Here is a 25,629-nt window from a genome sequence, read left to right as displayed (position 1 = left end):
CAAGCAGCAGTTTTTGCAGTCTGAACGTGGGGACGCCCAGTCCCTTTTCCCGAATATCCCGTTGCGTTAGAGCCACTGTTTCGGTAAGTTGAGAGCCAGGTCTCCGAAATAAATGAGCCACTTCTCCGGAGGAGGGAGCCACTTCGTCAGTAGTTCCCCGTGTTTCGATGGAACGGGTGCAGTTTCAGTTTTTTATTTCAAGAGATCAAATCAATGATTTGTCTAATTGCTTTTTTGGCTTCTGGAATCGGCATCGCAGGAAAGACATGGTTCATTTTTGGATATTCGTAGTAATTGATCATGACACCCTCCTTTTTAGCTCGGTCTCTAAACTTTCGCGCATCAGCTACCATCAGATCGTGAGTTCCGATAAATAAGGAAATTTCCCCTAAGCCATGTATATCACCGTTTATTGGGCTTAAAAGATAGTGATTCGGGTCTGTGTCGCCAGCATATAGCCTTCCGATGATGGTGAGCCCATATGAACCTAAGGTGGCATCATTTTTCTCGAAGTGTTGAATATCTGGATTCGACAATGTGATATCCAACCATGGAGAAATTAATATTATTCGACTTGGTTGTGGTAGATCTTTTTCCTTTAACAGTTGAGCTAATCCTAACGCAAATCCACCGCCTGCCGAATCTCCCATCAAAATAATATTTTGCGGAGAGGTTTTCATTAACAGCTTTTCATAAATGGGGAGTACTTGATCATATGATTCATGATACTGATGAAGAGGGGCTTTTGGATAGATAGGCACGACCACTGTAGCATTGCTCAGGTCCGCTACTTTACGTATGAATTTCCAATTACCACCTACAGGCCGATTTATATGACCTCCACCTAGCAAATAAATAATATATTTATCATCGACTTGTTTGTACCCATGTAATACATAGCAGTCCTTTCCATACGATTGATCCAAGCCAATATTCAGTTTTTGTTGGATTCCTTTAGGCAAAAAATATGGTTTTGCATTCACGGTTCGCTTTTGTTCGAGAAATTTCGCAAACTTCACTTTATCTGAATAACGTTGTTTTGTTCCACTCATTAATAAAATAGATTCTATCAGTTTGCTGCGTATGCTTCGTTTCATCTTAAAAAACCTCTCTTATTGTTTTTTTCATACAAATGGAACGAGTATATATTTTGTTACAGTTTTAAGGTTTAAACACCATCAATAGGATAATGGCAACGACGAGTAGTTTACCAAACCAATCATAAGGAATTAGTTTACTAGACAAGGTTTTATATTGTTGCGGAATCTCTTCACTTTCACAGGATTTGATCAGTTCATGCAAAGTTTTCATTTTAGATCCAATAACCACTTCCGAGTAAAGGCTGAAAACTACGAACAAAGCTATTGAGGTGTCGAACCACAACATTCGAAACAGTGATGGGTTGATCCATCCCATCAATAATCCAGTAGGCAATAAAGTGATCCAACCAATAGTGGCAGCTTTATTCAGTTTCTCAACGCCTTGATGTGCATATTTTAATTCACTTAAATCCTTAGCACTTTTTAGGATCACGTTCGATAAGAGTAAAGGACCCGCACCTAAGATAGCGGCAAAAATATGGATGCCAACCAATAATGTATAAATTTGATTCATGCGCATTTACCTCTCAATGTATTCTTTATCGTTCACTTGCACAGCCTCGTAAGAAATCCACTTTCCACATCTTTATCAGGCCGATCACTTCCTCGCGCATCATCGGTGCTTTCCGGATCATGTCCTGGTGAAACTGGCGAAACGATTGCACAGTTTGCCCGAACACCTTGACGGCCGGCATCCCCCGCACATACTGGACGGCAGAAGCATTCATCCGTTCCAGCGAATCATATGCGTACATCATGATCAAGCCGGCTGCGAAGCTGAGTAATGCGATTACGCCCCAACGGATCATCTCTGCTCCTCCAGCCAACAATGGTGACGCTGAGTGTTCCAGCAACTCTTTCAAAATGAAATACATGGAAGCGTAAGGCACCAGCATACAAACTGCGCCGAGCGAAGATAACAGGCAGGAGACGAATATCAGTCCGCGCTTTCTCCGGCGATTTCCAGCAGTCTTGTCAGCCCTTTTTAAATTTGTCATATCTCTTCCTTCCCCTATCAGATCACTACACTTGGATCAGAATCCCAGCTAAGTCACCTACAGCACCAATAACAGAAGCAAATCGCAGCGTTTTTCTCTGATTCGGCTCATTTTTTCGACAAATATTTGCGAATTCCAGCAATAGGAGCCAGTGCTACACTCCCATGACCTTCACATTTTTTAGAATACAACCGAATCGATTCCTTATCTACCACTAGACGGAGTATTTTCGCGGCCACAGGGAGTAATCGATTCAAACAAAAAAAGACTACTCCGAAGAACAGTCTTTCAAAGAAATATTTTCAAGTTTATAACTGCCGCTAATCAAAATGAACGTCTACGCAAGTTTCCGGGATTCACACCGTACTTATCCCGAAACGCTTCCGAAAAGTAACTGGGGTTGGAATAGCCTACCATTAGCGACGTTTCATACACATTCAAGTCTCCTTGCTGTAAAAGGAGAAAGGCTTTCTCCAGACGCTTTTCCTTCAAATAACCAAATACGGTCGATCCGTAGACTTCTTTAAAACCAATTTTTAGTTTATAGTCGTTAAGGCCAATCATGCGGGACAGTTCGACCAATGATGGGGGGTTCGCCATGCGTTCCAACATGATATCGCGCGCCCGCTGTATTTTTTGACTTTCAATGCTGGATAATTTCGGAGGCTTCGGCTCGAAAAGAAACGATTGAAAGGCCGACAACAGGAGCTCCAGCACATTACACTCCAGCTCCAAATTTTTGATTCTGCTTGTTTGTACGTACTGAGTCAACCGTCTAATGATCACGGCAGCTACCGGATCGATGGACTCCTGAAATAGGCGAAATGGCTTTCGACCGAGAAGGCCGGAGAAGTTAAGATGTTTGGCACCCGAGATATCCTCCATATAATGATTAAAGGTCGAAATGGGGATCCCGACTGACAACACTTGATAATGTTGATTCCCGATAAATTCTAACTGCGCTTTCCCTTCGTCGATTAGCTGAAGCGCGCACATCCCGGGAACAAATTCGTATTGTTTTTGTTCGACATGGATGACATTCTTTCCTTGCAAACAATAGTGAAGCTCAACCATTGGAGTTCTTGCATTTAGCGGCATCAGGAAATCGCCATGAAACGTCAAATCGGAAAACACAATATTGAGATCGGGGCGAGGGACGAGTCGACGAAAGGTTCCGTCTCCGATTGGCGTTCGCAAAATCATTGGTTCTGAACCATTTGAGCTTTGCTGCTGCAGCCCAAAATCGTCGAAAAACAAATGAAAGTTATGATGAATGTCTACCATTTTGTTTTCTACTCCGTTTCACAAAAATTGCTCAGGATAATTAATTTCAATTATAGCGTGGAATGTAGGTAGACAAAAGAAGCCGTTTCCTCTCCGATAGTTTTCTGGTGTTATTCTATACAGGGTTTTGAAAGCTCTTCCGAATTCATCAGGGGATTCGAAGACGTAGTTATATGCGATCCCCGTTATTTTATCATTGATATTCCTTAATCGTTCTGCATCAAGATCTTGTTTTCAACCGCGTACATATGACATGTCGGTGAAGCCGGTGTACGCTTCAAACACGCGCAAAAAATGTGACTTAGAGAAGCCGGGGTCAAACGCTACAAGCACACTGAATGTCTTCCTGTACATGCGTTTCATTATAATTAAGTACGGATTGAATTCTTTGCTTATTGACCATAGATGTGCACCTCCACGGTGTTCATTGTACATGGAGAACAATTGGTTTCTCGATGTTTTTCTCGTATCGACGGAGAATAGGGTTAGTACGTAATCCTGTCCGTTAACTTAATGAAGGAGCATTGGGTTTACTTAGATATTCATCTAATCGGTAATCGGACTATGTTCTTGTCCATTACGGCAATCGGTACAAGTTCTTGTCCCTCGACACATAAAGTTCCTTCTTTTTTTCCAGTTTACAACAAACACTGTACCGATGCAGTATTAGATATCTTTTCGTAGCTCCTTAGCATATATATTTTTGTCATGATATTCTTACTGAAAGTCAACAATCATCTGAAGCAAGCGCTATCTAGTTTAATTTATATATTATGTAATCATACTTTGATTCCCGAATACCATGTTCTTGTCCCCCGACAGTTCCAATCTCATGGCTCGGGACAATAACTTGTACCAATAAAACAAAAAAGCCGCTATTTTAGTGACTTACAATGCGACTATGTTCTTGTCCCCGACATGGGATGATGTAGGGATTGCTTTGACGTCCCTAATTCATTCCCATAAGAATATCAGACACATACTCCATCTTCAGAATCCTACCACGTGTTTTATTCTTCCTATATTTGCGTGCACATGGATTAATTCTTGATACCATCAACCGCGCTTTTAATATTTATAAAGAAATACTCTAAACTAAGGACATCGGGATTCATTACTATTTTAGTAACAAGAACAAATGGTTTGAGAGCTATCTTCTCTGAGCCTGCAATGTTATTAATAAATGGTCCATCTTCTGGACTATAATCCCATTCCGCACCAAAATTTTGTTTTATAATCTCCCCGAAACAATAGCTTATTGAGTATATCTCCTCTTTTGAAACTTCTTTTTTTAGCATCTTGTCTAAGATCAAAATGGATTCAATATTATCAAATTTAATACTATTTTTTCTGATAAATGACTGAAGTAATGGAGCCCACTCCTCTTTAAGAAAGTTATCGGGCAGGTCTTTTTTCTTAACTTTTATTTGTTCAAACCATTTTAAAGCATACTTTTCTGTTATATCTACTATCAATTTCAATTCTTCTTTTAAAGTAGATTCATCTGAAAAAACATGCACCTGTTCTATACGATCTCTCAAAAAGGCAATAGTATTTCTAGTAGAAGTACCCTTTCGATACTCACAACTTATGGCATTTTCATACCAATTGCTTTTTTCAATTTCGATGAACTCCTTTACTCCGCCAAACTCCCTTATATAAGTCCAACCAGTATCTGATTTCTCATAATTAAACCCAAACTGGGTGAACCTATCTAATAAAATATCTTCAATACACTTAGTAATATTCATACATTTTCTCCTTTTAACGTAATGGCATAAAAGGTATTCCTCTCCTAGGGATCGGTAACCAGGTACCTCCACTATTCTTTTCACCTAGATGAGGCATATTATTAGGCAATGGTACCCCATTAGGGATAATAATCAGCCGAAAAGAAATCCTTTACATTGTCCCAAACAGTTTGAGGTTCTTTATATAGTGATTTTATTATCAGTACGTTTCCTTTCACCTTAATATATCATGTCCGGATCTGAGTTGATGTCTCGGTGCGTTAGCATGCGTAAAACCATGTTTTTGTCCCTCGCAACGTACCCCAAAGCAGTTTGCGGTACACTACAAAGTCAATGAACTTAACTTCTTAACTTCATTGGCAAATCCCAGTTTTGTCATTTCATCAATCAAAAAGTCTAGTAGGTCAACTCCATGCTCAAGTGAGAAATGTTCCTGAAGATTACGAATACATGCAAGTTTGCTTTCCAAACTTGCATCTTCAAAAAAACGTTTAATTTCATCTATTGGATTGTCCCATTCCTCATTAAGTTCAAAGATTTTGTGGGAACCTTCATCACTAATTGGCATAACGCCGAATCCATTATTAGTCATAATCGCAACTTCTCGTGCTCGACTTTCCATTATTTCTTGCTTATATTGTTGAACACTTTCGAATGGCTCTAAATCGAATTTCTCCATGATTTTTCTATAGAAGTACTCTTCCTCAGGGGTCTGGTCTTCATGCTTTTCATCGTCTTCCTGATCGAGGCTGAATATGTTTTTAACCGTGATCAGCAATCTTAGAAAATCTCGTATGTTATTGGCAATAATTTTAGCACTGTAATCGGAATCACAAAATCCCAGTCGTTCGAAAATTGCAATTGGGGCGTATTCAAGATCTTCTATCGTGCTAAATTCTGTAATAAATCCGCAGTAGCTGTCTACTCTTGTGAACGTCAATAACACCATATCAATAGGCGCATTTGCATATGTAAAGAAATCATTTTCTTCGGGAGAATAGGAAAAGCTTAGCCCCACTAAGTCCGCAAATTCTTCACCTCTTTCTTCTCTAATTTCTTCTTCCAATTCACTGAGCATAATCAGTGTTTTGGGTAGTTCATAATTACCCCTTCGAATCAATTTCATATGAATGTCAGTCCTTTTTATGTAGTATTCGATTATATTTCGACTTGTAATTATTTTTTTCCTTTTCCTGGTCTCCCAAGGAACTAGCTTTTGGGTTTGTATCAAGAAAAGTGCGTTCGAGTAATACAAAATCTAAATATAATATTGCAATGAACATGGAAATATAGTTAGATACTTGTCTAATCGGCAATCGGTACAAGTTCTTGTCTTTGGCTCAGGACAAAAACTTGTACCGATAAAACAAAAAAGCCGCTAAAATAGCGACTCTCAATGGGACTACGTTCTTGTCCCCCGACACCTCAAAATCAGTAGCATAGTTTCCTGGATTTCCGCTGTCCGTCCAAAAAGCTGCCACCTCTTTCCCCTCGACACCCACCTGCTCTAAAAGAACGCATCATAAAAAACCTCCATAAATAGATACTGCCCCAGTTATAAATAGCCGGGGCAGATGACCAAATTATATTATCCCACTTGTGCAGTTGGACGGACAATCATTTCGTTAATTGCTACATCTGCCGGTTGTTCGATGGCAAACGCGATTGTACGCGCAATATTAGGAGCATCGATAGCGACTTGATAAAAATCATCCAAGCCAGCTTTCATTTCTGTATCCGAAGTTGTTTCCAACAGTTCGCTGCTGACCGCTCCTGGAGAAATATTGGTTACCCGGATATTCGTACCGCTCATGGCTTCCTCTTGACGCAGCCCTTCCGAAATGGCTCTTACCGCATGTTTTGTACCGCAGTACACCGTTCCGCCCGGATAAATATTATGTCCAGCAACGGAAGAAAGATTGATGATATGGCCGGATTTGCGTTCTCTCATCGAAGGAAGAACTGCGCCGATAGCGTACAGAACACCTCTAATATTAACGTCGATCATCTGATCCCATTCTTCAATTTTTTTCTTGAACAGAAAGGCTTGCGGCATAATTCCGGCATTATTGACCAAAACATCAATTTGTCCAAATTCTTTAAGCGCATATGCAGCCAATTCTTCCATTTGTTCATGGGAAGTCACGTCCGTGACTTTGTAGACCGCTTGACCGCCGTTTTTTTGAACTTCTTCTTGCAGGCTTTTTAGACGATCTTCGCGACGAGCTGCCAGCACAAGCTTTGCCCCTTTAGAAGCCAGCTCTTTTGCTGTCGCTTCCCCTATCCCGCTAGATGCGCCTGTAATAATAACAATTTTATTCTGAATATTCGACATGTACGTATACATCCTTTCGGTCTGATGAATGTTATTCTTCTTTTGCAAACAGTTCCTTTGCAACCTGGATGGCAGACAAAGCCTTCGGCCATCCTGTCTGTATAGAAAGCAAGATGTGTATTGACTCCGATCAGTTCTTCTTCCGAAACGCCAACGATAAGTCGGTTAGGTTCCCAGCTCCCTAAAATGTATCCCATCTCCTTTATCCGCCCAAAGATGAACGGAGTGACGATAATGAAACTTGTTAAATTAATGGGCTTGTGTCTATAATTATAAACTGATACAACAACCATGCAATTGTTAGATTAACGCGATTTGTTAATTAGTGAACAACTACCTGCGAATTGTATATTATCTTCAGAAAGTTTGGTGACTCTCCATGCCTAAAGTGGACCGTAGAATACTTAAAACACAAGAAGCGCTTAAAAAAGCTGTAATTGAATTGATGTCTAAAAAAAATTTCGATGATATTACGATACAGGAAATTTCCGACACAGCAAATTTAAGTCGGGGAACGATTTATCTACATTATTTAGATAAATATGACTTGTTGGATAAACTCATCGAATCGCATATTGACGAACTTAGAGAATTCTGTAAAGAAGCAGCCGAAATGGATTATGTAGAAGGAACCATGATTTGGACAGAGTATTTCGAAAAAAACTATTCATTTTTTTCGATGATGTTAGCCAGTAGAGGGGCACCCTTTTTCCGTAAACGATTCCTTGACTTTCTGATCGAAGAATTTAGAAAAGACGTAGATATAACCAAAGGCAAAAATGAAGGAATTGAGGAAGAAATCCTCGTCAGATTCGTGGCTTCTGCCCAAGTAGGGATTATTGAGTGGTGGTTTACTAATGATAAACCAGTTACACATGATAAACTTGCTGAACAACTGGGAACATTGTTAGAGAGGAATCTATGATTTTAGTCTGGTTGTAGTAGTGCGCCTCTGACCGACTTAGCTCGGTCAGAGGCGCTGAAACAGATAAAATAAGACAAAGCAGCTCCTAACAATATTGTGTCTAACTTTTTGGAGTCATACCATTCTACACTCACAGCGGCATACTTACTTAAATGATAATTTTGATAATTAGTCTCATTTAAAAAATCAAAAATAATAAATAACATTCCCATAAGAATTATTCCCCAGTGTAACGTACTGAAATATTAGCAAAACTTGATGAACTATTGAAATACTTGCTTCGTTTCTTTTTCGATTACATTTTCTATGAATATCAAAAATGCAAAAATCAATTAGGATACAAGAGAAAATGCCCGACCAACACGGACTCCTCAGATTAAACACCCTCATATTGAGTTTACTTTAATTAAATTTCTTTTTAACAAAGTCAATGAGCTTGGACTTTAATGCATCACCGTGCTCTCCCTTATGATACATATCTGTTCCATGATAACCACTCTCATCCACAATTAGCTCTTTATCAGTTGCTCCGGATGCTTGATATAATTTGCGCACTTCTTTTTCAATTGAGCCTCCATAATCACCTGGTGAAAAAACAAACAAGGATGGCGCTTTAATCTTTTTGACACTTGGAATTGCATCATGGGGCCCGCATTGTGCAGGAGAAGAAAGAATAATTAGCCCCTCAATAGGCAGCTCTTGACGAACGCCTGAAATGATTGCTGTACTACCGCCACATGATGCTCCTGCCAAAAATACTTTCTTTGCACCCAATCGTTTGAGTTCGCTTAAGGCTGCATCTGCATCACGATCTATATGTTGAATATCCTCTTGAATATCCTGTGAGGCACCGTGATTACGATATTCAGGAATAACAACCAGATATCCACTCTCAGCCAATTCATTTCCCATGTCAAGAAAAGAGCAAATGTTATAGCCTTGCTCGTGTGCAAGCAGGACTCCTTTATCTCCGCTACCAAGCACAAGTGCCGACAGATACACCCCATCGCTGGTTGTCAATGTAGTTGCTTTATCGCGCAGCTCATCAGGAACACAACTATTCACAAGATGCCCGTTAGAAGACTTCACCGTACGGTCCGGCCAGGCAGGATCATACTCAACCGGTGGGTTTGATGGTATGTTTGTCACTTCGGGTGTTTCATTCCTTGTCTCGATTGTGGGGGATGTATTTTGAGGTAGATTCGTTGAAGAATGATCTTCATTTGACGATACAGGCATTTTTGCGGAGCATCCTGTAATGGTTACTAACAAAATGAGCAATACAAATATCATTTTTATTCCTTTAAAAGGTACGTTCATTGATTTTCTATACCTCCAACTTTCACTGAATTTACAACAAAGTGTTCTATTATCACTTTGAATTAACGTATGGCTTTGATTGTTTTTTTTCTTGGAATCCTCTGCCTTTGTCACTTGCCTTGTTTTCCAGCTTCGTCACTCTACACGTTCTAGAGTCTGGGAATGAACATCTTTTCATTTGACGAAGAAATCGATTGATCTGATGAGTATCCTCCTAGAGCGAGCCCTGTTAAAAGCGTTACTACTGAAACCAAAACGATTGGAATATTTTTTTCTTCATTTTTTGTACCTCCGTGTACTTCCATTTTTCTTCTCCAAAACAATACGAAAATCAATTTTTAGTTTCATATATTTAATATAGTCCAGAGATATCATCATTTATTGAACAAATTGTCAACAAATTGTCTCCGAGTTTCAATCCGTTAGATATTACGGCAATCGGTACAAGTTCTTGTCATTGGCTCGGGACAAGAACTTGTACCGATAAAACAAAAAAGCCGCTAAAATAGCGACTTTCAATGGAACTATGTTCTTGTCCACAGACACTTGTGGCTGCCGGAAGCCGACATGATCAGATCGGCCTACGCTCCTTGCCGCTCTCATTCTCAACATAGACGAACCGCCAAGGCTCGCGAAGGCCGTGATTCGGCGCCCATACCGCGTCATTCAACAATTGAAAGACCAATTCCCTCGACACTGGCGTCCGATTAAATGTACGGATGCTTCTTCTATCACGAATCGTCTTAGCGACGCTCATGACGTTCACACTCCTCTCATTGCAAGATAGCCGGAGTCCCGCTCATGCCATGCAATCAGTAGTCCCAATTCAGCAAGTCTTGCAGAAATTCCCGTGCGAAGGCCAGTTGCTCCGGCGTATACTTCTCAAGAAACTTTTTGAAGCGCATCTCGATCTCCTGATGAAGCCGGTCATGAATGCGACAGAGCCGTTCTCCATTTTCCGTTAAGGTGAAATACACTTCCTTTTTGTTATCGGAAAACTGCTGCCGCCGAATCAAATCCAGCTTCAGCAATTTTTTGCTCACTCTTGTGATGGAGCCCTTTGTCAACCCTGTTTTTTCCGAGAGCGCGGTGACGTTAAGCGAGTCTCCGCTTCCTATATTGGCGATCAGATGAATCTCTGACAGGTTCAAATTAAGCTTCATGCCCAGTTCCGCCTCGACACTATTTAATTCTTCGTCGAACCGTATGGCAAATTGGTTATCTCTCCTGTCATGCTGAGTGAGCAATTGAAGGAACAGGGTGTATACCCACTGCTTCGAGAGTTCTTTGTTCTGCATAAGCTATTATGCCTCCTTTATCGTATCCCTCCTATTATACAATAATTGTTTTTCGCAAAACCATTTTATCGGATAGATGGATGAATGCACCAGCGGCTGATTCCTGTCGCGATGACGTTCATCGGGTTCGATTCCGATCGTGAGACCGCCCAAGCGACGTATCCATCCGGGCGAACAAGGACTGTATGGACATCGCTCCAGTCCGGCGCTTCCAATTCTAGCGAAGCGCATACGAGGCGAATACACTTTGCCCCCGCTGCTTCGACCACATCTCTTATCCGATCGTCTTCGGCGAAATGAAGCAGCACGTAAGAGCCGGTGCGAAACAGCTCATAGGCATTGGTATTCCGAAGCGCTCCATCCGCCGAAGACAGCTTCAGCTCCGGTAGCCGGCGTCCGTTGAGCTCGTGCGGCAGATCGTCTTCGGCGGATGCATACTGAATGTTGAAGGCGGAAATTTGGCTCGCCAATTTATAATTAGCCTCCGGGACAAGAAGCAGATCGGAGAGCATGCAGCGCATATTGAGCATGTCCGAAGTGAACGCAGAGCCCATCAGGAAGGTTTGCACTTCGGTATTACGCAGCAGCGCCGTATTGATCGGAAACCGTTCCGATTGGTAACTGTTGAGCAGCCATTCGGGAGCGCGCCCTTTCAGCTCGGCAGCCAGCTTCCAGCCCAAATTCATCGCTTCCTGCAAGCCGACGTTCAGCCCTTGTCCGCCAGCGGGAAAATGAATATGCGCCGCATCGCCTGCGAGGAAGATTCGCCCTTCCCGATAACGCTCCGCCTGACGCGTCGCATTCCCGTAGCGGGACAGCCAGTAAGGGTCGGAAATCCCCAGATCGCTTCCCAACATATGCACCATGGCCGAACGCAGTTCCTCCAGCGTAACCGGTTCCGACTTGGGGACATGGACCCGCTCGGGATCGATTGCCACTATCCGATGCAAGCCGTTCTTCAAGGGTACAACCATGATCTGGCCCTGTTCGTTGAACTGCGAAAAAATGCTCGGCTCGGATAGCTCGGTCAGAACCACATCTCCAAGTATGGCCGTAATCGTCTCGCTTGTACCGACAAACGGAATGCCAGCGTGCTTCCGTACGATGCTTCCGGCCCCGTCGGCACCGACCAAATAGTCCGCTGTCAGTACGAGCTTTCCTTCCGGTCCCACCGCTGTCACTTCTACACCATGTTCATCCTGACTAATAGATTTAACCTCGGTTTCTCGATGAATGCCCACTCCCAGTTCTCGCGCCCAATCCTCCAGCACCTTCTCAGTATCATGTTGGGGAATGAAGAGCGTATAATTGGATGAGGAATCCAACTTGGAGAAATTCAGGCGAGTATCCAGCGCCGCGAAATGTCCGGTGGAGATCGGCTTCCCCGTCTCCAGCAGTTTCGGCTTCAAGCCCCGCATATCCAGAATCTCTAGACTTCGGGGATGAAGCGTCAACGCCCGGGAATACGGCGTCGTCTCTTTCAAACGTTCAAGGACACATACGTTGACTTCGGCGAGCGCGAGCTCGGCTGCAAGCAGCATCCCGACCGGTCCGCCTCCGACAATAATGACTTCGTAATTCATGTTCGTCCCCCTCCTCGTCTTTAGTTTTGCTGCGGAAGTGCGACAATCGCGTCGACTTCAATGAGCCACTCCGGGAAAGCAATTGCCTGAACCCCCAGAAACGTACTTGCGGTCAAAGGCCATTCGGAACCGAATACCTCGGCTCCCGCTTGAAAAACGATATTTGCCAATTCCGGCCCGTGGTTCACCACATGAATCCTCATTTGGGTGACATGCTCAGCGCTGCCGCCCGCAGCTTCGATGGTCAGCTTCAGATTCATAAATACTTGCCCGTAATCATTAGGCCCAATCAGCTCTCCCTCGGCATTCAAGGCCACCTGGCCGGAGATAAAAGCCAGTTTCGCCGGGGATGTGACGACGATTTGCGAGACCGGTAACGACATCCGTTAGCGTGCCGGGATTGATTTTTTGCATGCTCCACTCCACCTTTTGTTTATATTTATTGTTTCGCGCAAAACAATATATTTTATCGTATCACAGAAGATTTTGTTTCACAACTAATGTTTCCTTCATGCTTACCGCAATTTTTTCCTTGTTTTGGTTAATGATAACGGACGAAATCCAGAGCGAAAGAACTGAATACAATCCCCCGATGGGCCCGACGGAATACATTCCGATCGGGATCTGGACGACCATAACGCCGAAAGCCAAAGAGGCCCACGCTTTTCAGCACGTAGTTCAAAATACCCGTAGATGATGGCTGCTCCATATTTGTACAACATCAAAGAAAAACCTCTAACGAAGTTCGCTCAACAATGAGCGACCGCATTTAGAGATTGTTTTATCCCAAATCCGAATCATTACTAGAAAACTGTAAACTAAAAGTTGTACCTACACCTTGCTCACTACGGACGCTTACCTGACCCTTATGTTTCTCAACTATGGATTTGACAATGGCTAACCCAAGCCCCGAGCCGGCAATCTCACGAGAGCGAGACTTATCTACACGATAAAAGGGTTCGAATATATTCGGCAATTCATCATCTGCAATGCCCATACCCGTATCGGATATATGGATTAGTATCACCGTCTCAATCATTTCTGAATTTATTTGTATCCTTCCACCCGACCCGTTGTATTTGACTGCATTTTCAATTAAGTTGTACAGGGCTCTATGTATGAGACTTTTATTTCCAATGAATGTATGTTCACAATTTTCAAAAGACACTGCTATGTTTCTTTCATCAATAAATATGCTCAATTCATTTAAAATATCCTCTATTACTTCTTGTAGAGCTATTTCATCTGCAAAATGTTCATTCTTGGTTGAGTTAAGATTTAATAAATCATCTACTACTTTTATAAGTCTTTCTGTACTTTGTTCTGTAATATCGATATTTTCTTTATAATCGTTTACTGATGGCGCTTCATCCATTTTTAAAACTTGAATTCCAGCCTTTATCGTAGTTAGTGGTGTCTTAAGCTCATGGGCTGCATTGGCTGCGAATTGCTTTTGATTTTCGAATGAGCGATTTAATCTATCCAGCATAATGTTAAAGGATTCGGCAAGGCTTCCTACCTCGTCTTTTGAGCTAATAATAATTTTGGTCGAAAGATTATGCTCATTAATTCCCTTAATCATCGTATTTAAAGTGGTCATTGGTTTAAGAGCCTTGCCTAAAATAAAATAAACCATTCCGATACCTATAATCATTATGAGCATCATCCAAATTATACTACGAGCAGCGAAATCTTGTTTTGCCTTTTCTAATGCTGCCATGCGGCCATCATGGGATGGTGCTTTTTCATTTAGACTTCCATTGATATCTTTGCCACCGACTGGGGTTACACTTAATGCAGGAATAGGCGCAATAGAAAAACTGTACCCAAAATTACCGATTGAAATCCCTGTTAAACAAGTGGTGACCAAAATAATAATACAACCTGTGAGCAGCGTTAGTTTGATTTGCAAAGATAACTTATTTAACATTTCCATCAACCTTGCTTTCGGAAATTATATATCCTTGACCACGGATATTTTTAATGAATTCGTCGTTAGCTGAGACAGCACGTATTTTTTTCTTCAATGAATAGATGTGGTATTTCAATGAGTTTGAAAATGAATCCACTTCGCTATCCCAGACATGCTCTATCAATTGCTCTGGGCTAATGACTTTATTTTTATTGAACATAAGATATTCTAATATAGAATACTCTTTTTTGGTTAAATCGAATTTGATGTCATAAATAGCCGCAAATTTTTGCGCTGTATTGACCTTCATATCTCCAAGTGTCAATACAACATCATTTTGAATAAAAGAACGCCTTAGCAGAGAGCGAATTCTTGCCTCCAGCTCATTAAAATCAAATGGTTTCACCAAGTAATCGTTGGCTCCATCGTCAAGCCCCTTAATTATATCTTCTATTTCAGTGCGAGCAGACAAAATCAGGATCTTAATTTCATTATTGTTCGACCGAACTCGTCTTAACACTTCGATACCATCGATTTTAGGAAGGTTCAGGTCAAGCACAATCAAGTCATAGTCATAAACCTCATAAAATTCCAAAGCTTCCTCACCATCAGCAGCTAAATCCACAGAGTAATTACATCTTCTCAAGCCCTTTGCTATGATATTTCGAAGTGCAGTTTCATCTTCTACAAGCAGCAATTTCATGAAGTTTCCTCCTCAACAAACCAAACAATGCAATAGCCGCACAAATGAATTGTACGACTATTGGCTGTACAGTTACAAGATTATGTGCAGTTACAGTTAATTATTGGATGGGCGGCAATGGTGGAACGGCTTGGACTGAAACGGGTCCATCTTCAATGGGTGGCAATGGTGGAACAGCTTCAACTGAAGTGGGTCCATTCTCATCCACACTTCTATCCTGCTGAGCTCCTTCGATGTCACTGGTTATACCCGGCGGACGAGCAGCAGGATATAATTTCTTGGTTACCTCATTGGCTGCAAAAGCTGTTATCGATGTCACTGACATTAAAGCTAATACCAACAAACCGACTGTAGATTTTTTGAAACTCATTCTTAGTTCCTCCTTGTTTAATATGAGTTATCTTGCAACTGCTACCTTAGTATAAAGAATGGAAAGTTAGATTACGGTTAGTTCAAAAAGACGACTCCCCTTCCACATTGTCGTCTTTTCTTTATTTACAGATCAAGATAATATCGTCCATCGCCGACTGTTTGCCTCGCATTCGACCACATGTCGAGTTTTTTTCAAGTACCCGATAATGTTCTATGCAATGATGTTAATCTTTTATAATGATATTAGTATTTTAATACTACTTGACATGTGAATAGATTATCGGTATAGTGTGAATCAATTCACACTTCACATTAAGGAGTAATCTATGCCAAAAAATACTTTCTTTCGTTTAGATGAAGCAAGGCGCGAGGAAATATCTAATAGCGCTATGCATCTTTTTGTTGATCATCTTTACGAGGATATAACTATGAAGATGGTTTTGGATAGTTTGTCCATGCACCCCGGAACATTTTATCGGTATTTTGAAGACAAAGATGACCTTTATTGTCTCTTAATACGTAATGTGACCCAGAAAAGAGCTGCGTATTTTAATAACAGTAATGAAGATTCCCTTTACCGGTTTTTCCTTACTGGCTTATTTGGTAACGTTAATGACACTGTGACTGAGCCATTGAATGAGCTGGAAATCAAACTCACTGAAACATTTTTATACATTCCTGAGAATGTTTTACTTAAAGTATATCTGAATGTGCTAAAGGGCGAGTCATTCCCCTTGATCAAGGACATTTTACGCCGAATGAGAGTTGATGGATATCTCCGACCTGATCTTGACGACGACCTGATTTCTTTTATGTTTGAGTCAATGCAGTTTAATTTAGTCATGTTTTATAGGGAGTTCAATATTAAGGACTCTACGCTGCAAAATAAGATTAGCAAGTACTTTACTGACTTTATGAGTCATGGGCTGCTAGAAGATCATAAATATGCTGAAATTGTTAGCGATCTCAAGAAAGCCAAGGAGTAGATATGATTCACTGAAGACAGGATGTAATCGTTTCACAGTTTTGAAAAGCGCTTATAGCGCAATGTATGTATTTCACATTCACCACTTATATTAATTAAGGGGGAACAAGAAAATGAAAACGTATGACGCATTTCCAGAACCAATTGGCAGCTATACTGTCGGTCGAACCCAGATGGATTTTGAGTACACGGCATCAGATCACTCAAAAAGAGAACTGACGGCGTTTGTGTACTATCCGTCCGACAGTAGCGAAGGTAAGACTACATCAATGTACATGTTTCCTGAAGTCTACGAGATGCTTAATGAGCAGCCACTTGTCACAGCGTTGAAGGATGTCTTCTCTATAGATATCAAGACCCAGTGTTACGACGACCTTGCTCTCTCCGGGAAGAAAAAGCGCTATCCGGTGTTATTCTATGTTTGCGGCGGGGGCGGTTCTCCAGAATGGGGTACAGTGATCTGTACAGACTTGGCAAGCATGGGATATGTCGTGGTTAGTATCGGCCATCAGAATAGCACGATGTATAAGCGTAAAGATGGGCGCCTGTTTAATGTATCAAAGGATTTTTCGGATGTCATTACAGCGTTTTCTGAAGATCCGGAGATGCTGGCGTTGGCTGGTGAGATGGAGATGCGGCCTGACGATGAAACTGCCATAGAGATGTGCCATAACGTGCTTACACTGCCGATACTTGCCAAGTTAACAGAGTATAGTGAATTACAGGCAGAAGATGTAAGGTATTTAGCCGATTATCTTTACAAACTGGACTCTGGAGAGCTGAATTCCATCTTTAAGGGCAGATTGTTGCTTGACATCGGCATGGGCATCGTCGGACATTCTTATGGAGGGCTTACGACGGCGATTGTTTGCCGGGACGACGACCGGTTCGCCTGTGGGATTGGCCTCGATAGCGGTGCGTTCGGCCTTCTCGACAGCGACCTTAAGAAACCCTTCTTGCTACTGTTTTGTGAACCTAACTATAACATGAATGCGATAATTGGCGCTAACAATAGCATGGAAACCTATTATTTCTCTGTTGATCGTGCTGCGCATTTAGATTACTGCGACATCGTGTTTACCAGTGTTAATGAGGAAATCAGAGGCGAACGGGATGCTATGGAGATGCGAAATCTTGTTACAGACTACACGAAGAACTTTTTTAATCATTACATCCTGCAGAAGGCGGCAAGTGTGGAAAGTCTGGCATACGATGGCGTAGACTTGATCAAGAAGACCAGCAACAAGTGACATAATCGAGAGGCTGCTGACAACGCATGTCAAAGAGCTAGCCGTACAGACACAGAGCCGATAACCCTATTACGCGGTTAGCGGCTCTCTCATATTTCAGACATTGTTTTCTATTTGAGATGATAAGCGGTGTTTTCACCGTTGTAAAACACACTTGAAGATGTTAGAAATTGGCTGGATTCTAGAACAGACATTGAGATTACGGCGGAGGAATTACTTACAAGGTGAGTCATATCGAACATGTCGCAACGGATAAGAAGAGGTTCAAGTCTTCTGCCTGGATTAAGTTAGTCAATCCTTATGAACTCAAATTGGGTGCTCGAATGATACCAGTTGTGCTTAAAGGACATCCCGTCCCTCCTGAATTAAAGCGGCACGAATGGTCCGCCCCGGTTGGCCCGATTCATCGGATTCATTCATCGTAACCTTTTTGTCTCGCTTCATATATTTGATAATTAACAATTACTTAAGTAAGAAAGATCGGAGAATCGTTAGTTTTTATCTTGAGGTTATGTTCTATATTTCTTTCTGCCTCAATCTAAGATGATTCTTTTTTATCTAGTAAGATAGAATATGCATACCTGTCTAGCTTTGAATTTTTGTGCTCTAATTTTCTTATTGCGCTTGAAGCCTTTCCTAAGGAAATTATGTAGAATTCCCCCCCTTTCCTGACCTCTCTGTTTAAAAAAGGAGTGTCCCAAAAGCAAAGTTTCGGATACTCTCAGCAATAAAATAGCATGGTATTCAAAAGAGCCAAGCGATTTATTCTCGCTTAGCTCCTTGGTTTTTGGCGTCGACAGCGTCTTTCTTAATTAGATTGTGGGCAAGAGAAAGCCACCCGAACCCCAAACTTACTTTAAGAAGCTTCGAAGAATGAACCTCTTCGGTTGTTCTTCATATCACTAAATACAGGCTCAGGCTCGATTATTCGCATTGCGGACAGTTGCGGCCTTTCCCCAAACAAAAGTAAACCGGTTGGGAAATTTTACTCTTGTTTGATTCAACTATCTGCCCCTAGCTTAATGAAATAGCTCTATTTTTTAATCAGATATTTATGTAATCGGTAATCGGGCATGTTCTTGTCCTTTTCGGCAATCGGTAGAAGTTCTTGTCCTCAAATCGGGACAAGAACTTCTACCGATAAAAAGTAGCCGCTAGAATAGCGACACTTAATAGGAAAATGTCCTTGTCCCCCGACAAATCTGTCGAAGGACAAGAACGTGTACCGTTACGTTAAAGGACAAGAACTTGTACCCTTTGCGTAATTTGCCCTTTTCCCTTCTTAGATTTCTTCCATCATCGTTTTAATAAAAATAAAAAAACGTTGGAATTAATCATCAACGGGTTTTAAAAATTCAATCTTTTAACATATAGATCAACCGATTTTTGGAGTTGTATATTCTCATCATCTGGTTTACTCATGACTAACATTGCAATTTTCTGAGGTGTAAATGAAAACATAGATTGGAGTGCTTCCTTGCTTAGTACCTCCCGATACACTCATTTGATGTCTGACAATTTGGTCTGCAAAGTACTTCAAAAGATCCCTTATAATTAATGGTGATCTATAAAAATAGCTATGCTCCATCGTTCTGCACAGATTATCACTGTTGAAATATTCTTCCTTTAGCAGAGACTTTCTCCAGTAAACTTAAGCATATGCATAGGGACATATGATGGGGAGATCAGCAAACTTATCCGCTTTTTTGAGCTCTTTCAGCTGAGAAATACAATGTCTATAATCAAGCAATATACATTTGAGTAATCCATCTTCTACTTTTTGGAAAGCAGCGGAACAGACACGCAACAAATCATTTTGGAAACGACTAGAAAGGTATCGATGCTGATTAATAGGATCAATTTCATCATAATCACATGTTTCTTCTGGAGCTGCTTTAATTAGCAACTTCAAGTTACAATGCTGCGCATGAATGATCCATTAGATAGCCCTTTTATTTCGTTTAAGTTATTTTAAAAATTCGATTAGGAAAGTAGCTGGAAGCTTAGAATAAACAATATGCTTGCCATTACGATATAAATCAGCTCTAGGCTCTTCTACAAAATATTTAATGTAAAATTCGATCCGGTTGAGACTTGAAGCATGCCACGGTATATAGATAAATTGAATCGCATGGGCAGCTACCTACTAAAAGCTACCGTCTAGCAACGCGTTCCATTGCAGTCGTGTTGCGCGCTCCACACTGCCTGCTGCGGCGCAGAGACCGAGCGCGATGTTGAGCCACAACGGCAGAGCAATGGGCGAGTTGAAGGTCCCGAGGTGCTGAGCTATCAGAGGTACATGAGTGAGCGAATCGATGATCTGAGGAATGGCGAGAATCATAGGAACGATGAGCATGATCAGCGAAATGAATCCGATCCATCGGCTCAACGACGGGTGCTCGCGATCAAGACGAGCGCGCCGCCCTTCGGCGGAACTCTCGTCCGGGATGAGCTGGTGCACGGCACCCTCGTCGGTGACGTAGTGGCAACGTTTGAGGCCGAAAACTGTAGACGCTACTTCGATTGTTCCTCCAGCCACGGGGAAGGCCGCAGGGAGTTTGGACTCGGCGTGATGTTTGCCATCGAGGTATAGATGGGCCTTGCCCTTACCATCATCCGCCAGAAACTGTTGCCAATACGAGACGTCAACGGCGAAGACCACTTGTCGGTCATCATCGTTTGTCAACGGAAGGTAGAACAGGGCACGGGAGAGCGGCTGCCACCAGCGGAAGTCCTTTAGTGGACGTCCGTTCCCGGCCTTGACCCGTCGCGCAGCTTTACGTCGACTCCTCTCTGTGAACACTTCCTCACCTCCCTTTTGTTTATTAAATGAACAAATTACCGCTATTTTTCAACAGAGACGTAAGCCTGCCTCACCTCTTTCACCATGAGCTTTCACTGACGGTCCCCATCACCGGATCCGAATATCGCCCGAAGCTGCCCGTACCTTGATAACGTCCGTCGTCTCTTGCGGGGATTCGGGCGCCGTGATGTGTCCGGATGTGGTCTTCAGGTCGAAGAACCCTTTGAACTCCGGATCGGGCGACAAAGTCACGTCACCAGTACGGACGGAGATATCCAGGCTGTCCGAACGCTGCCCCGTCAAAGTAATGTTGCCGGAGGTCGATTTAAACACGCCATTTCCAGTAAACCGGTCAAACTTAATATTGCCCGAATGCAGCGAGGTATCGGCCGAGCCGTCGACATCCACGGCGGTAATGCTGCCGGAAGTCGACTGCACCTTCAGGGCACCCTTCAGCCCATCCACCTTGATATCGCCGGAGTGCAGCTGGATTTCCGCATCCCCCTGGATCCGCTCCGCCGTAATATCCCCGGATTTTGAAGTTAAACTCAACCGTCCGGCGGTGATAGCTTCCGCGTGCAGCTTGCCAGCAGAAACAGACAAGTCGATATTTTCCGCCTTCAGGCCGGTAAAACTGGTATTGCCCGAGCCCGATTTATAGCTGATCTGCTGCAGCCGGGTATCATCCGCCAGCGCTACAATAATCCGCGTCTTGATGGACTTGTAGTTGGGGGCGACTAATTTCACATCCTTCTGCAGCTGGAGTTCCAGCGCATTCCCTGTGATTTCTGTCGCTTTCAACTGATCGATCGTATTTTGCTGCATATTGCCGGTGATTTCCACGTAGTTGGTGTCGTCGGGGCTGGCGATGAACTCCATGTTCACGTCATATTCGCTGTCGATGACGAGCGCATTCAACTCGTCCTGCGTAAACGTCCATTTCTGCTCGTGCGGGGGCAACTTGTCAACAAAATCAAGCGGCTGACAAGCCGTTCCGGCGAAGCTCAAGACGATCAGCGATATTCCCAAAAAATACCATTTCTTATTGTTCACGATTAATTCTCCCTTTTTAAAGGTTCGGATGTTCCAGCGCAGATAGGCAGCGCCTAGCCGAAGCAGATCCGTAAATACATACCGGCTAGCCAGCACGAGGGACCGCCCGTGGACTCCCGCAGTACGTTGTGCAATAGCCTTCGACTACTTGTATTGATCAGTTAATAATTTTCATTCACGTGCCTTAATATATGCGTTCGATTTTGTATCCTTTTTCCTCGAGTTCACTTGGGACACTCGGATCAATCACAACATGTGCAGAACCGACCATAACAAAATAAGTCTGTCCACTGTCATTCTGTAGAATTTCATCAAGTTTGTTTGCCATATTAATATTACGAGTGTCATTAAACTCTTGTTTATACTCTTTATCAACACTCTCCAACCTATCCGACAGCTGTTTAACAAATGCATCTCTATTGCTATTGTTATTGCCGTGCACCCAGTTATATCCTAATTGGTTTAACCAATCAGCTTGCTCCTCATATGTCTCTATATAACTTTCTAAAACTTGCAGTTGTGTATCCATACTAAAGCCACTTAGAACTTCATATTGCGTTTCTATCGTTTCTAGATCAACAATTTCTTTATCGTCTTCTAGTGCACGTTTAAGGAAATATAAATCAACTCCATACTCTGGTGTTAAAACACTTTGCTTCGTAACAAGATCTGCTAATAAACCCTCTACAAACCATGGCTGATAGTGGTTAAAAGTCTCCACAGGCATTCCGTGTGCTTCAAATATGTCTGAAAGCTTTGCATAAAACTCTTCTGATAAAACGTCATCAAGCGTTGTATTATCATCAAATAAAGCCATTTTATTAATTTTCTCTTTATCAACTTCAGCTTCAAACATATTTATTTCTGGAAGTATGACATCAGAATTCTCAAACGCTTCTTCAATTTCAGTTGCAAGCGGAAAAAAATTTTCATGACCTAAATGTATGCTTCCTAGCAAATACATGGTTGTCTCTCCGTTAACAACCTTCCATAAGTACCCTCCATCTCCATCATAATCAAGTGTTGTTTCGTTCACTTTCTCTTCTGTATCTGTTTGCTCATTTAATTCTTCATTTTTTAATGAGGTACTATCGTTACTGGCACAACCAGCTAGCACTACCATAATCAACAGAGAATATATCAGTGTTGTAAATTTTAACATCTTATTAACCATTCCTTCCTTAGTGTTAAATTCACTAGTGTCCACAAATATGGGAGTAGGAATAAGCAGATGGCGAAGTTTCTACACACTCCTGACATTGGGTTCGCAACGTCGTTTTATAACTTACTTTCGATTTATTCTTTAATCATTTTTAAAACGCTCTTTATTATCTTTTCACTGTAGTCTTCAAGACTTAATTCATTTTGAGGCAATGACATTGACGCTGATATAGCACCCCGAATGACAATTGCAATCACTTGAGGATCAAAATCACCAAATTCTTTAGATTCTTGTCCTTTGTAAAGAATCTCTTTCATCAAAACATTTAATTGATCTTCATCATCAATTTCTGCCAGATAATAAGGGACGTTGTCTGGCGTTCGAGCATTAAAAACAATTTCAAGTAAAGCAGTGTTATATCCACGGTTTGTACCCAGATAAGCTAAGCTTGCTTCTATAAAAACCATTAATTTCTCCATATACGTTTGTTTCTGTTCTACTTTTCCCTTAATGAAGGCTCGCTCTTGTTCAACCAGATACATCAAAGTATTTTTCATCAAATCTTCCTTACCAGAGAAATGATAAGATATAAGACCTGTACTTATGTTTGCTTTATTCGCTATTTTAGAAAGGCTTGTGTTGTGATATCCAATTTCCGCCAAAGCCTCTATAGCAGCTTTAATGATTTGTTCTCTCCGTGCATCAGCTATCAAAGATTGTTTGTTCTCCATTTATTCATCCACCTTTATTTTATTGATTGTTCGTTTTTTATTTTGATCGATCAATCAATTTTTATTCTAAACACTTTTCTATTTCCTGTCAATGTTTTGTAAGGAGCCCTATTGTTGAAAAGAGTGTTACATATATTTGTCATCCAATGATAGTGTGTAGCAATGCTAGTTCCTTTGTTAGTACTAAACTTTTGGTTTAAGTGGTTTTTAAGTCTAACAGGTGTTTACTTGGCTGGAAATTTAAAGACAAATCAAGTTAGATACTTATCGATAATCCATTAATTTCGGATTTTTTACTTTAAATTTAATGGTCATCTATATTTTAAGCTACTATGGCTGTGCTAACCTGCCCGTTAGCTTAATGAAATAGCTGTATGCTTCATTTAGACACTGATCTAATCAGTAACCGGACTATGTTCTTGTCCATTCCGGCAATCGGTACAAGTTCTTGTCCTTGGCTCGGGACACGAACTTGTACCGATAAAATAAAAAAGCCGCAGAATATGCGACTTCTAATGTATATATGTTCTAGTCGTCCGACATTATTGTACATACATTGACATAAAGTTCCCTACCAAAATGACACAAAGTTCCCTATTTTCATGAAATTATGCCCTTTTGTTTTTTTGTATATCGAGCAAATTTGGAACTTGATCTATCCCATCAGTAATTTGTCCAGTCTGGTAGTATCTGAGGACAAGAGCTTGTTCCGTTAAAGGACAAGAACTTGTACCCATTGACGTTTTCTTGTTATTTTTCCCTTCATCTTATTAGGCTTTATTACAAATAAAGAACCTATCGATACATTTCTCGGCTAGATCTAAAAGTTTAAGCATATTAATTGTATCCATATCACATTAGAACACCCTATATCAGACACCGTCCATTCCCCTTTTCAAACCTTTTATCCATTGCGCCGGGCTGTCCTTTCGATTCCATCAGCAATGGTTTCAAACAGTTGTGGCGGCAGATCATGTCCCATGCCTTCAAGCAACATGAACTCTGCACCAGAGATGGCTTGCGCCGTATCTTTGCCACATGCGGGGACAAACATCGGGTCGTCCATACCATGAATAATTAATGCTGGAACGGTTACTTTTGCCAGATGCGGACGACGGTCACCAGAAACGGCAATTGCTGCGATTTGTCGCCCAACACTGCCCGGGTCATAGGCTCGCTGAACTTCCTCTCGAATGAGCGAACAATACTCGTTCTCTTCGAACGGATAGCCGGTGCCGGCAATGCGCTTGGCAAAAGCTAGGCTATGAGCCAAATACCCTGCCTCGTCCTCCATCGGATTCGGTGCAGGCCGAGTCATCAACGCCATGACTTCCGGGGATGTTGGTGGAAGGTCGGGATTTCCTGTTGTCGACATGATGGAAGTAAGGGACAGGACCCGCTCCGGGTATCTGCCGGCTGCAAGCTGGGCAATCATGCCGCCCATCGAGCGTCCAACGACATGTGCCTTTTTTATCCCAAGCGCGTCGAGCAGTCCGATTGCATCGTCAGACATATCATTAAGTGAATATGGAATATCTGGGCGTTGTCCGAACATAAGTGTTTTTGCGAGTGCTTCGAAATCTAACGTAGGGTGATGACTAAAATGTGTGGATAGACCAGTATCACGATTGTCAAAGCGAATAACTCTAAATTCTCGAGCCGCCAACATCTCACAAAATGGAACTGTCCAACGAATCATTTGGGTTCCAAGCCCGGCAATCAGAAGAATGGTTTCGTCAGTTTCGTTGCCATAGCTGTCATAGGCGAGATCAATACCGTTTACTTTCAGAATATTCATTGTTGTTTTCTCCTTCATTTAAATGAATTTAGGAAGCTCTGTTATGGGGAGCAGGCGAGAATCTTCAATGGCCGCAGTCCGATGTCATTGCCCATAAAAACGATCTCCCCCTCACTTTCATGTAAAAACGGGAGTGCGTGTTTAATGTATCGATCGAAAGCTTCCGCCCCACTGATCGGTTCGTTAGGCGGTAGTTCAGGGTGAGATGTGTAGTCTGCGATATCCCGAAAACGCAGCAGATTTAACATGAATACACTACCCTCCAT

At 41.9% G+C, this 25,629-nt stretch carries 24 protein-coding genes and 1 pseudogene; 3 read left to right on the top strand and 22 right to left on the bottom strand.

The window, feature by feature from the left end:
- Positions 1-197 precede the first annotated feature (197 nt).
- From B9D94_RS14240 to B9D94_RS14210, 7 genes and pseudogenes are all read right to left on the bottom strand, one after another.
- Positions 198-1,097, bottom strand: a complete 900-nt coding sequence (locus B9D94_RS14240; protein ID WP_148247308.1) for an alpha/beta hydrolase fold domain-containing protein — start codon at positions 1,095-1,097, stop codon at positions 198-200.
- Between the two features lie 64 nt (positions 1,098-1,161).
- Entirely contained in the window at positions 1,162-1,614 is a 453-nt protein-coding gene (locus tag B9D94_RS14235; RefSeq protein WP_063479565.1) for a DUF2269 family protein, read from the bottom strand.
- Between the two features lie 115 nt (positions 1,615-1,729).
- Positions 1,730-2,079 (bottom strand): annotated as a pseudogene (locus B9D94_RS14230) (hypothetical protein); the annotation flags it as partial.
- A gap of 343 nt (positions 2,080-2,422) precedes the next feature.
- Positions 2,423-3,382 (bottom strand): helix-turn-helix transcriptional regulator, encoded by a 960-nt coding sequence (locus tag B9D94_RS14225; protein WP_006210659.1) that lies wholly within the window; start codon positions 3,380-3,382, stop codon positions 2,423-2,425.
- A gap of 1,040 nt (positions 3,383-4,422) precedes the next feature.
- The gene (locus tag B9D94_RS14220; protein WP_148247307.1) at positions 4,423-5,133 is read right to left on the bottom strand and encodes a hypothetical protein; all 711 of its coding nucleotides are present in this window, start codon (positions 5,131-5,133) and stop codon (positions 4,423-4,425) included.
- A gap of 322 nt (positions 5,134-5,455) precedes the next feature.
- Positions 5,456-6,259: a hypothetical protein gene (locus tag B9D94_RS14215; protein ID WP_148247306.1), complete on the bottom strand. Its 804-nt coding sequence runs from the start codon at positions 6,257-6,259 to the stop codon at positions 5,456-5,458.
- A gap of 462 nt (positions 6,260-6,721) precedes the next feature.
- Positions 6,722-7,468: an SDR family oxidoreductase gene (locus tag B9D94_RS14210; RefSeq protein ID WP_063479570.1), complete on the bottom strand. Its 747-nt coding sequence runs from the start codon at positions 7,466-7,468 to the stop codon at positions 6,722-6,724.
- Positions 7,469-7,847: 379 nt separating this feature from the next.
- Here B9D94_RS14210 and B9D94_RS14200 point away from each other — a divergent pair, with 379 nt between their 5' ends.
- Positions 7,848-8,393: a TetR/AcrR family transcriptional regulator gene (locus tag B9D94_RS14200; RefSeq protein ID WP_148247305.1), complete on the top strand. Its 546-nt coding sequence runs from the start codon at positions 7,848-7,850 to the stop codon at positions 8,391-8,393.
- Between the two features lie 402 nt (positions 8,394-8,795).
- Here B9D94_RS14200 and B9D94_RS14195 read toward each other — a convergent pair whose 3' ends face one another.
- From B9D94_RS14195 to B9D94_RS14160, 8 genes are all read right to left on the bottom strand, one after another.
- The gene (locus B9D94_RS14195; protein WP_148248791.1) at positions 8,796-9,713 is read right to left on the bottom strand and encodes an alpha/beta hydrolase; all 918 of its coding nucleotides are present in this window, start codon (positions 9,711-9,713) and stop codon (positions 8,796-8,798) included.
- Between the two features lie 571 nt (positions 9,714-10,284).
- Complete coding sequence (locus B9D94_RS14190) at positions 10,285-10,470, bottom strand: nitroreductase family protein (protein ID WP_063479573.1); 186 nt, start codon at positions 10,468-10,470, stop codon at positions 10,285-10,287.
- A gap of 55 nt (positions 10,471-10,525) precedes the next feature.
- Positions 10,526-11,011, bottom strand: coding sequence for a MarR family transcriptional regulator (locus tag B9D94_RS14185; protein WP_006210693.1), 486 nt, complete (start codon positions 11,009-11,011; stop codon positions 10,526-10,528).
- A 65-nt stretch (positions 11,012-11,076) separates the two neighbouring features.
- Positions 11,077-12,594 carry a monooxygenase gene (locus tag B9D94_RS14180; RefSeq protein ID WP_148247304.1) on the bottom strand — a complete coding sequence of 506 codons (1,518 nt, stop codon included), beginning with the start codon at positions 12,592-12,594 and terminating at the stop codon, positions 11,077-11,079.
- A gap of 20 nt (positions 12,595-12,614) precedes the next feature.
- Positions 12,615-12,977, bottom strand: a complete 363-nt coding sequence (locus B9D94_RS14175) for a RidA family protein (protein ID WP_006210691.1) — start codon at positions 12,975-12,977, stop codon at positions 12,615-12,617.
- Between the two features lie 398 nt (positions 12,978-13,375).
- On the bottom strand, positions 13,376-14,524 hold the full coding sequence (locus B9D94_RS14170; RefSeq protein WP_006210689.1) for a HAMP domain-containing sensor histidine kinase: 1,149 nt from the start codon (positions 14,522-14,524) through the stop codon (positions 13,376-13,378).
- Complete coding sequence (locus B9D94_RS14165) at positions 14,514-15,209, bottom strand: response regulator transcription factor (RefSeq protein ID WP_006210688.1); 696 nt, start codon at positions 15,207-15,209, stop codon at positions 14,514-14,516. Before B9D94_RS14165 ends, B9D94_RS14170 begins: the two co-directional genes overlap by 11 nt.
- A 100-nt stretch (positions 15,210-15,309) precedes the next feature.
- Entirely contained in the window at positions 15,310-15,579 is a 270-nt protein-coding gene (locus B9D94_RS14160) for a hypothetical protein (RefSeq protein ID WP_006210687.1), read from the bottom strand.
- Positions 15,580-15,907: 328 nt separating this feature from the next.
- Here B9D94_RS14160 and B9D94_RS14155 point away from each other — a divergent pair, with 328 nt between their 5' ends.
- Complete coding sequence (locus B9D94_RS14155) at positions 15,908-16,567, top strand: TetR/AcrR family transcriptional regulator (protein ID WP_148247303.1); 660 nt, start codon at positions 15,908-15,910, stop codon at positions 16,565-16,567.
- Between the two features lie 112 nt (positions 16,568-16,679).
- Positions 16,680-17,816, top strand: coding sequence for an alpha/beta hydrolase (locus tag B9D94_RS14150; RefSeq protein ID WP_148247302.1), 1,137 nt, complete (start codon positions 16,680-16,682; stop codon positions 17,814-17,816).
- Between the two features lie 1,651 nt (positions 17,817-19,467).
- Here B9D94_RS14150 and B9D94_RS14145 read toward each other — a convergent pair.
- From B9D94_RS14145 to B9D94_RS31495, 7 genes are all read right to left on the bottom strand, one after another.
- Positions 19,468-19,728: a hypothetical protein gene (locus B9D94_RS14145; RefSeq protein ID WP_148247301.1), complete on the bottom strand. Its 261-nt coding sequence runs from the start codon at positions 19,726-19,728 to the stop codon at positions 19,468-19,470.
- A gap of 234 nt (positions 19,729-19,962) precedes the next feature.
- Entirely contained in the window at positions 19,963-20,619 is a 657-nt protein-coding gene (locus tag B9D94_RS14140) for a hypothetical protein (RefSeq protein ID WP_040680715.1), read from the bottom strand.
- Positions 20,620-20,727: 108 nt separating this feature from the next.
- Positions 20,728-21,768 carry a DUF4097 family beta strand repeat-containing protein gene (locus B9D94_RS14135; RefSeq protein ID WP_253806160.1) on the bottom strand — a complete coding sequence of 347 codons (1,041 nt, stop codon included), beginning with the start codon at positions 21,766-21,768 and terminating at the stop codon, positions 20,728-20,730.
- Between the two features lie 88 nt (positions 21,769-21,856).
- Positions 21,857-22,834 (bottom strand): TraB/GumN family protein, encoded by a 978-nt coding sequence (locus B9D94_RS14130; RefSeq protein ID WP_148247300.1) that lies wholly within the window; start codon positions 22,832-22,834, stop codon positions 21,857-21,859.
- Between the two features lie 134 nt (positions 22,835-22,968).
- Positions 22,969-23,565 carry a TetR/AcrR family transcriptional regulator gene (locus tag B9D94_RS14125; RefSeq protein WP_063479580.1) on the bottom strand — a complete coding sequence of 199 codons (597 nt, stop codon included), beginning with the start codon at positions 23,563-23,565 and terminating at the stop codon, positions 22,969-22,971.
- Positions 23,566-24,469: 904 nt separating this feature from the next.
- Positions 24,470-25,363 (bottom strand): alpha/beta fold hydrolase, encoded by an 894-nt coding sequence (locus B9D94_RS14120; RefSeq protein WP_148247299.1) that lies wholly within the window; start codon positions 25,361-25,363, stop codon positions 24,470-24,472.
- A 41-nt stretch (positions 25,364-25,404) separates the two neighbouring features.
- Complete coding sequence (locus B9D94_RS31495; protein WP_253806159.1) at positions 25,405-25,611, bottom strand: hypothetical protein; 207 nt, start codon at positions 25,609-25,611, stop codon at positions 25,405-25,407.
- Between the last annotated feature and the right edge of the window lie 18 nt (positions 25,612-25,629).

The organism is Paenibacillus sp. Cedars (assembly GCF_003184205.1).
GTDB lineage: Bacteria > Bacillota > Bacilli > Paenibacillales > Paenibacillaceae > Paenibacillus_AQ > Paenibacillus_AQ glucanolyticus.
The sequence above is the reverse complement of the archived record's forward strand: the minus strand, read 5'-3'. Positions and strand labels throughout refer to the sequence as shown.

What these genes read in the sequence shown, in the direction of transcription:
- B9D94_RS14220 (WP_148247307.1), bottom strand. Translation starts at nt 5,133, where the DNA reads ATGAATATTACTAAGTGTATTGAAGATATTTTATTAGATAGGTTCACC.
- B9D94_RS14215 (WP_148247306.1), bottom strand. Translation starts at nt 6,259, where the DNA reads ATGAAATTGATTCGAAGGGGTAATTATGAACTACCCAAAACACTGATT.
- B9D94_RS14235 (WP_063479565.1), bottom strand. Translation starts at nt 1,614, where the DNA reads ATGAATCAAATTTATACATTATTGGTTGGCATCCATATTTTTGCCGCT.
- B9D94_RS14180 (WP_148247304.1), bottom strand. Translation starts at nt 12,594, where the DNA reads ATGAATTACGAAGTCATTATTGTCGGAGGCGGACCGGTCGGGATGCTG.
- B9D94_RS14165 (WP_006210688.1), bottom strand. Translation starts at nt 15,209, where the DNA reads ATGAAATTGCTGCTTGTAGAAGATGAAACTGCACTTCGAAATATCATA.
- B9D94_RS14130 (WP_148247300.1), bottom strand. Translation starts at nt 22,834, where the DNA reads ATGTTAAAATTTACAACACTGATATATTCTCTGTTGATTATGGTAGTG.
- B9D94_RS14225 (WP_006210659.1), bottom strand. Translation starts at nt 3,382, where the DNA reads ATGGTAGACATTCATCATAACTTTCATTTGTTTTTCGACGATTTTGGG.
- B9D94_RS14125 (WP_063479580.1), bottom strand. Translation starts at nt 23,565, where the DNA reads ATGGAGAACAAACAATCTTTGATAGCTGATGCACGGAGAGAACAAATC.
- B9D94_RS14195 (WP_148248791.1), bottom strand. Translation starts at nt 9,713, where the DNA reads ATGAACGTACCTTTTAAAGGAATAAAAATGATATTTGTATTGCTCATT.
- B9D94_RS14175 (WP_006210691.1), bottom strand. Translation starts at nt 12,977, where the DNA reads ATGTCGTTACCGGTCTCGCAAATCGTCGTCACATCCCCGGCGAAACTG.
- B9D94_RS31495 (WP_253806159.1), bottom strand. Translation starts at nt 25,611, where the DNA reads ATGTTAAATCTGCTGCGTTTTCGGGATATCGCAGACTACACATCTCAC.
- B9D94_RS14210 (WP_063479570.1), bottom strand. Translation starts at nt 7,468, where the DNA reads ATGTCGAATATTCAGAATAAAATTGTTATTATTACAGGCGCATCTAGC.
- B9D94_RS14170 (WP_006210689.1), bottom strand. Translation starts at nt 14,524, where the DNA reads ATGTTAAATAAGTTATCTTTGCAAATCAAACTAACGCTGCTCACAGGT.
- B9D94_RS14160 (WP_006210687.1), bottom strand. Translation starts at nt 15,579, where the DNA reads ATGAGTTTCAAAAAATCTACAGTCGGTTTGTTGGTATTAGCTTTAATG.
- B9D94_RS14185 (WP_006210693.1), bottom strand. Translation starts at nt 11,011, where the DNA reads ATGCAGAACAAAGAACTCTCGAAGCAGTGGGTATACACCCTGTTCCTT.
- B9D94_RS14120 (WP_148247299.1), bottom strand. Translation starts at nt 25,363, where the DNA reads ATGAATATTCTGAAAGTAAACGGTATTGATCTCGCCTATGACAGCTAT.
- B9D94_RS14200 (WP_148247305.1), top strand. Translation starts at nt 7,848, where the DNA reads ATGCCTAAAGTGGACCGTAGAATACTTAAAACACAAGAAGCGCTTAAA.
- B9D94_RS14150 (WP_148247302.1), top strand. Translation starts at nt 16,680, where the DNA reads ATGAAAACGTATGACGCATTTCCAGAACCAATTGGCAGCTATACTGTC.
- B9D94_RS14190 (WP_063479573.1), bottom strand. Translation starts at nt 10,470, where the DNA reads ATGAGCGTCGCTAAGACGATTCGTGATAGAAGAAGCATCCGTACATTT.
- B9D94_RS14155 (WP_148247303.1), top strand. Translation starts at nt 15,908, where the DNA reads ATGCCAAAAAATACTTTCTTTCGTTTAGATGAAGCAAGGCGCGAGGAA.
- B9D94_RS14240 (WP_148247308.1), bottom strand. Translation starts at nt 1,097, where the DNA reads ATGAAACGAAGCATACGCAGCAAACTGATAGAATCTATTTTATTAATG.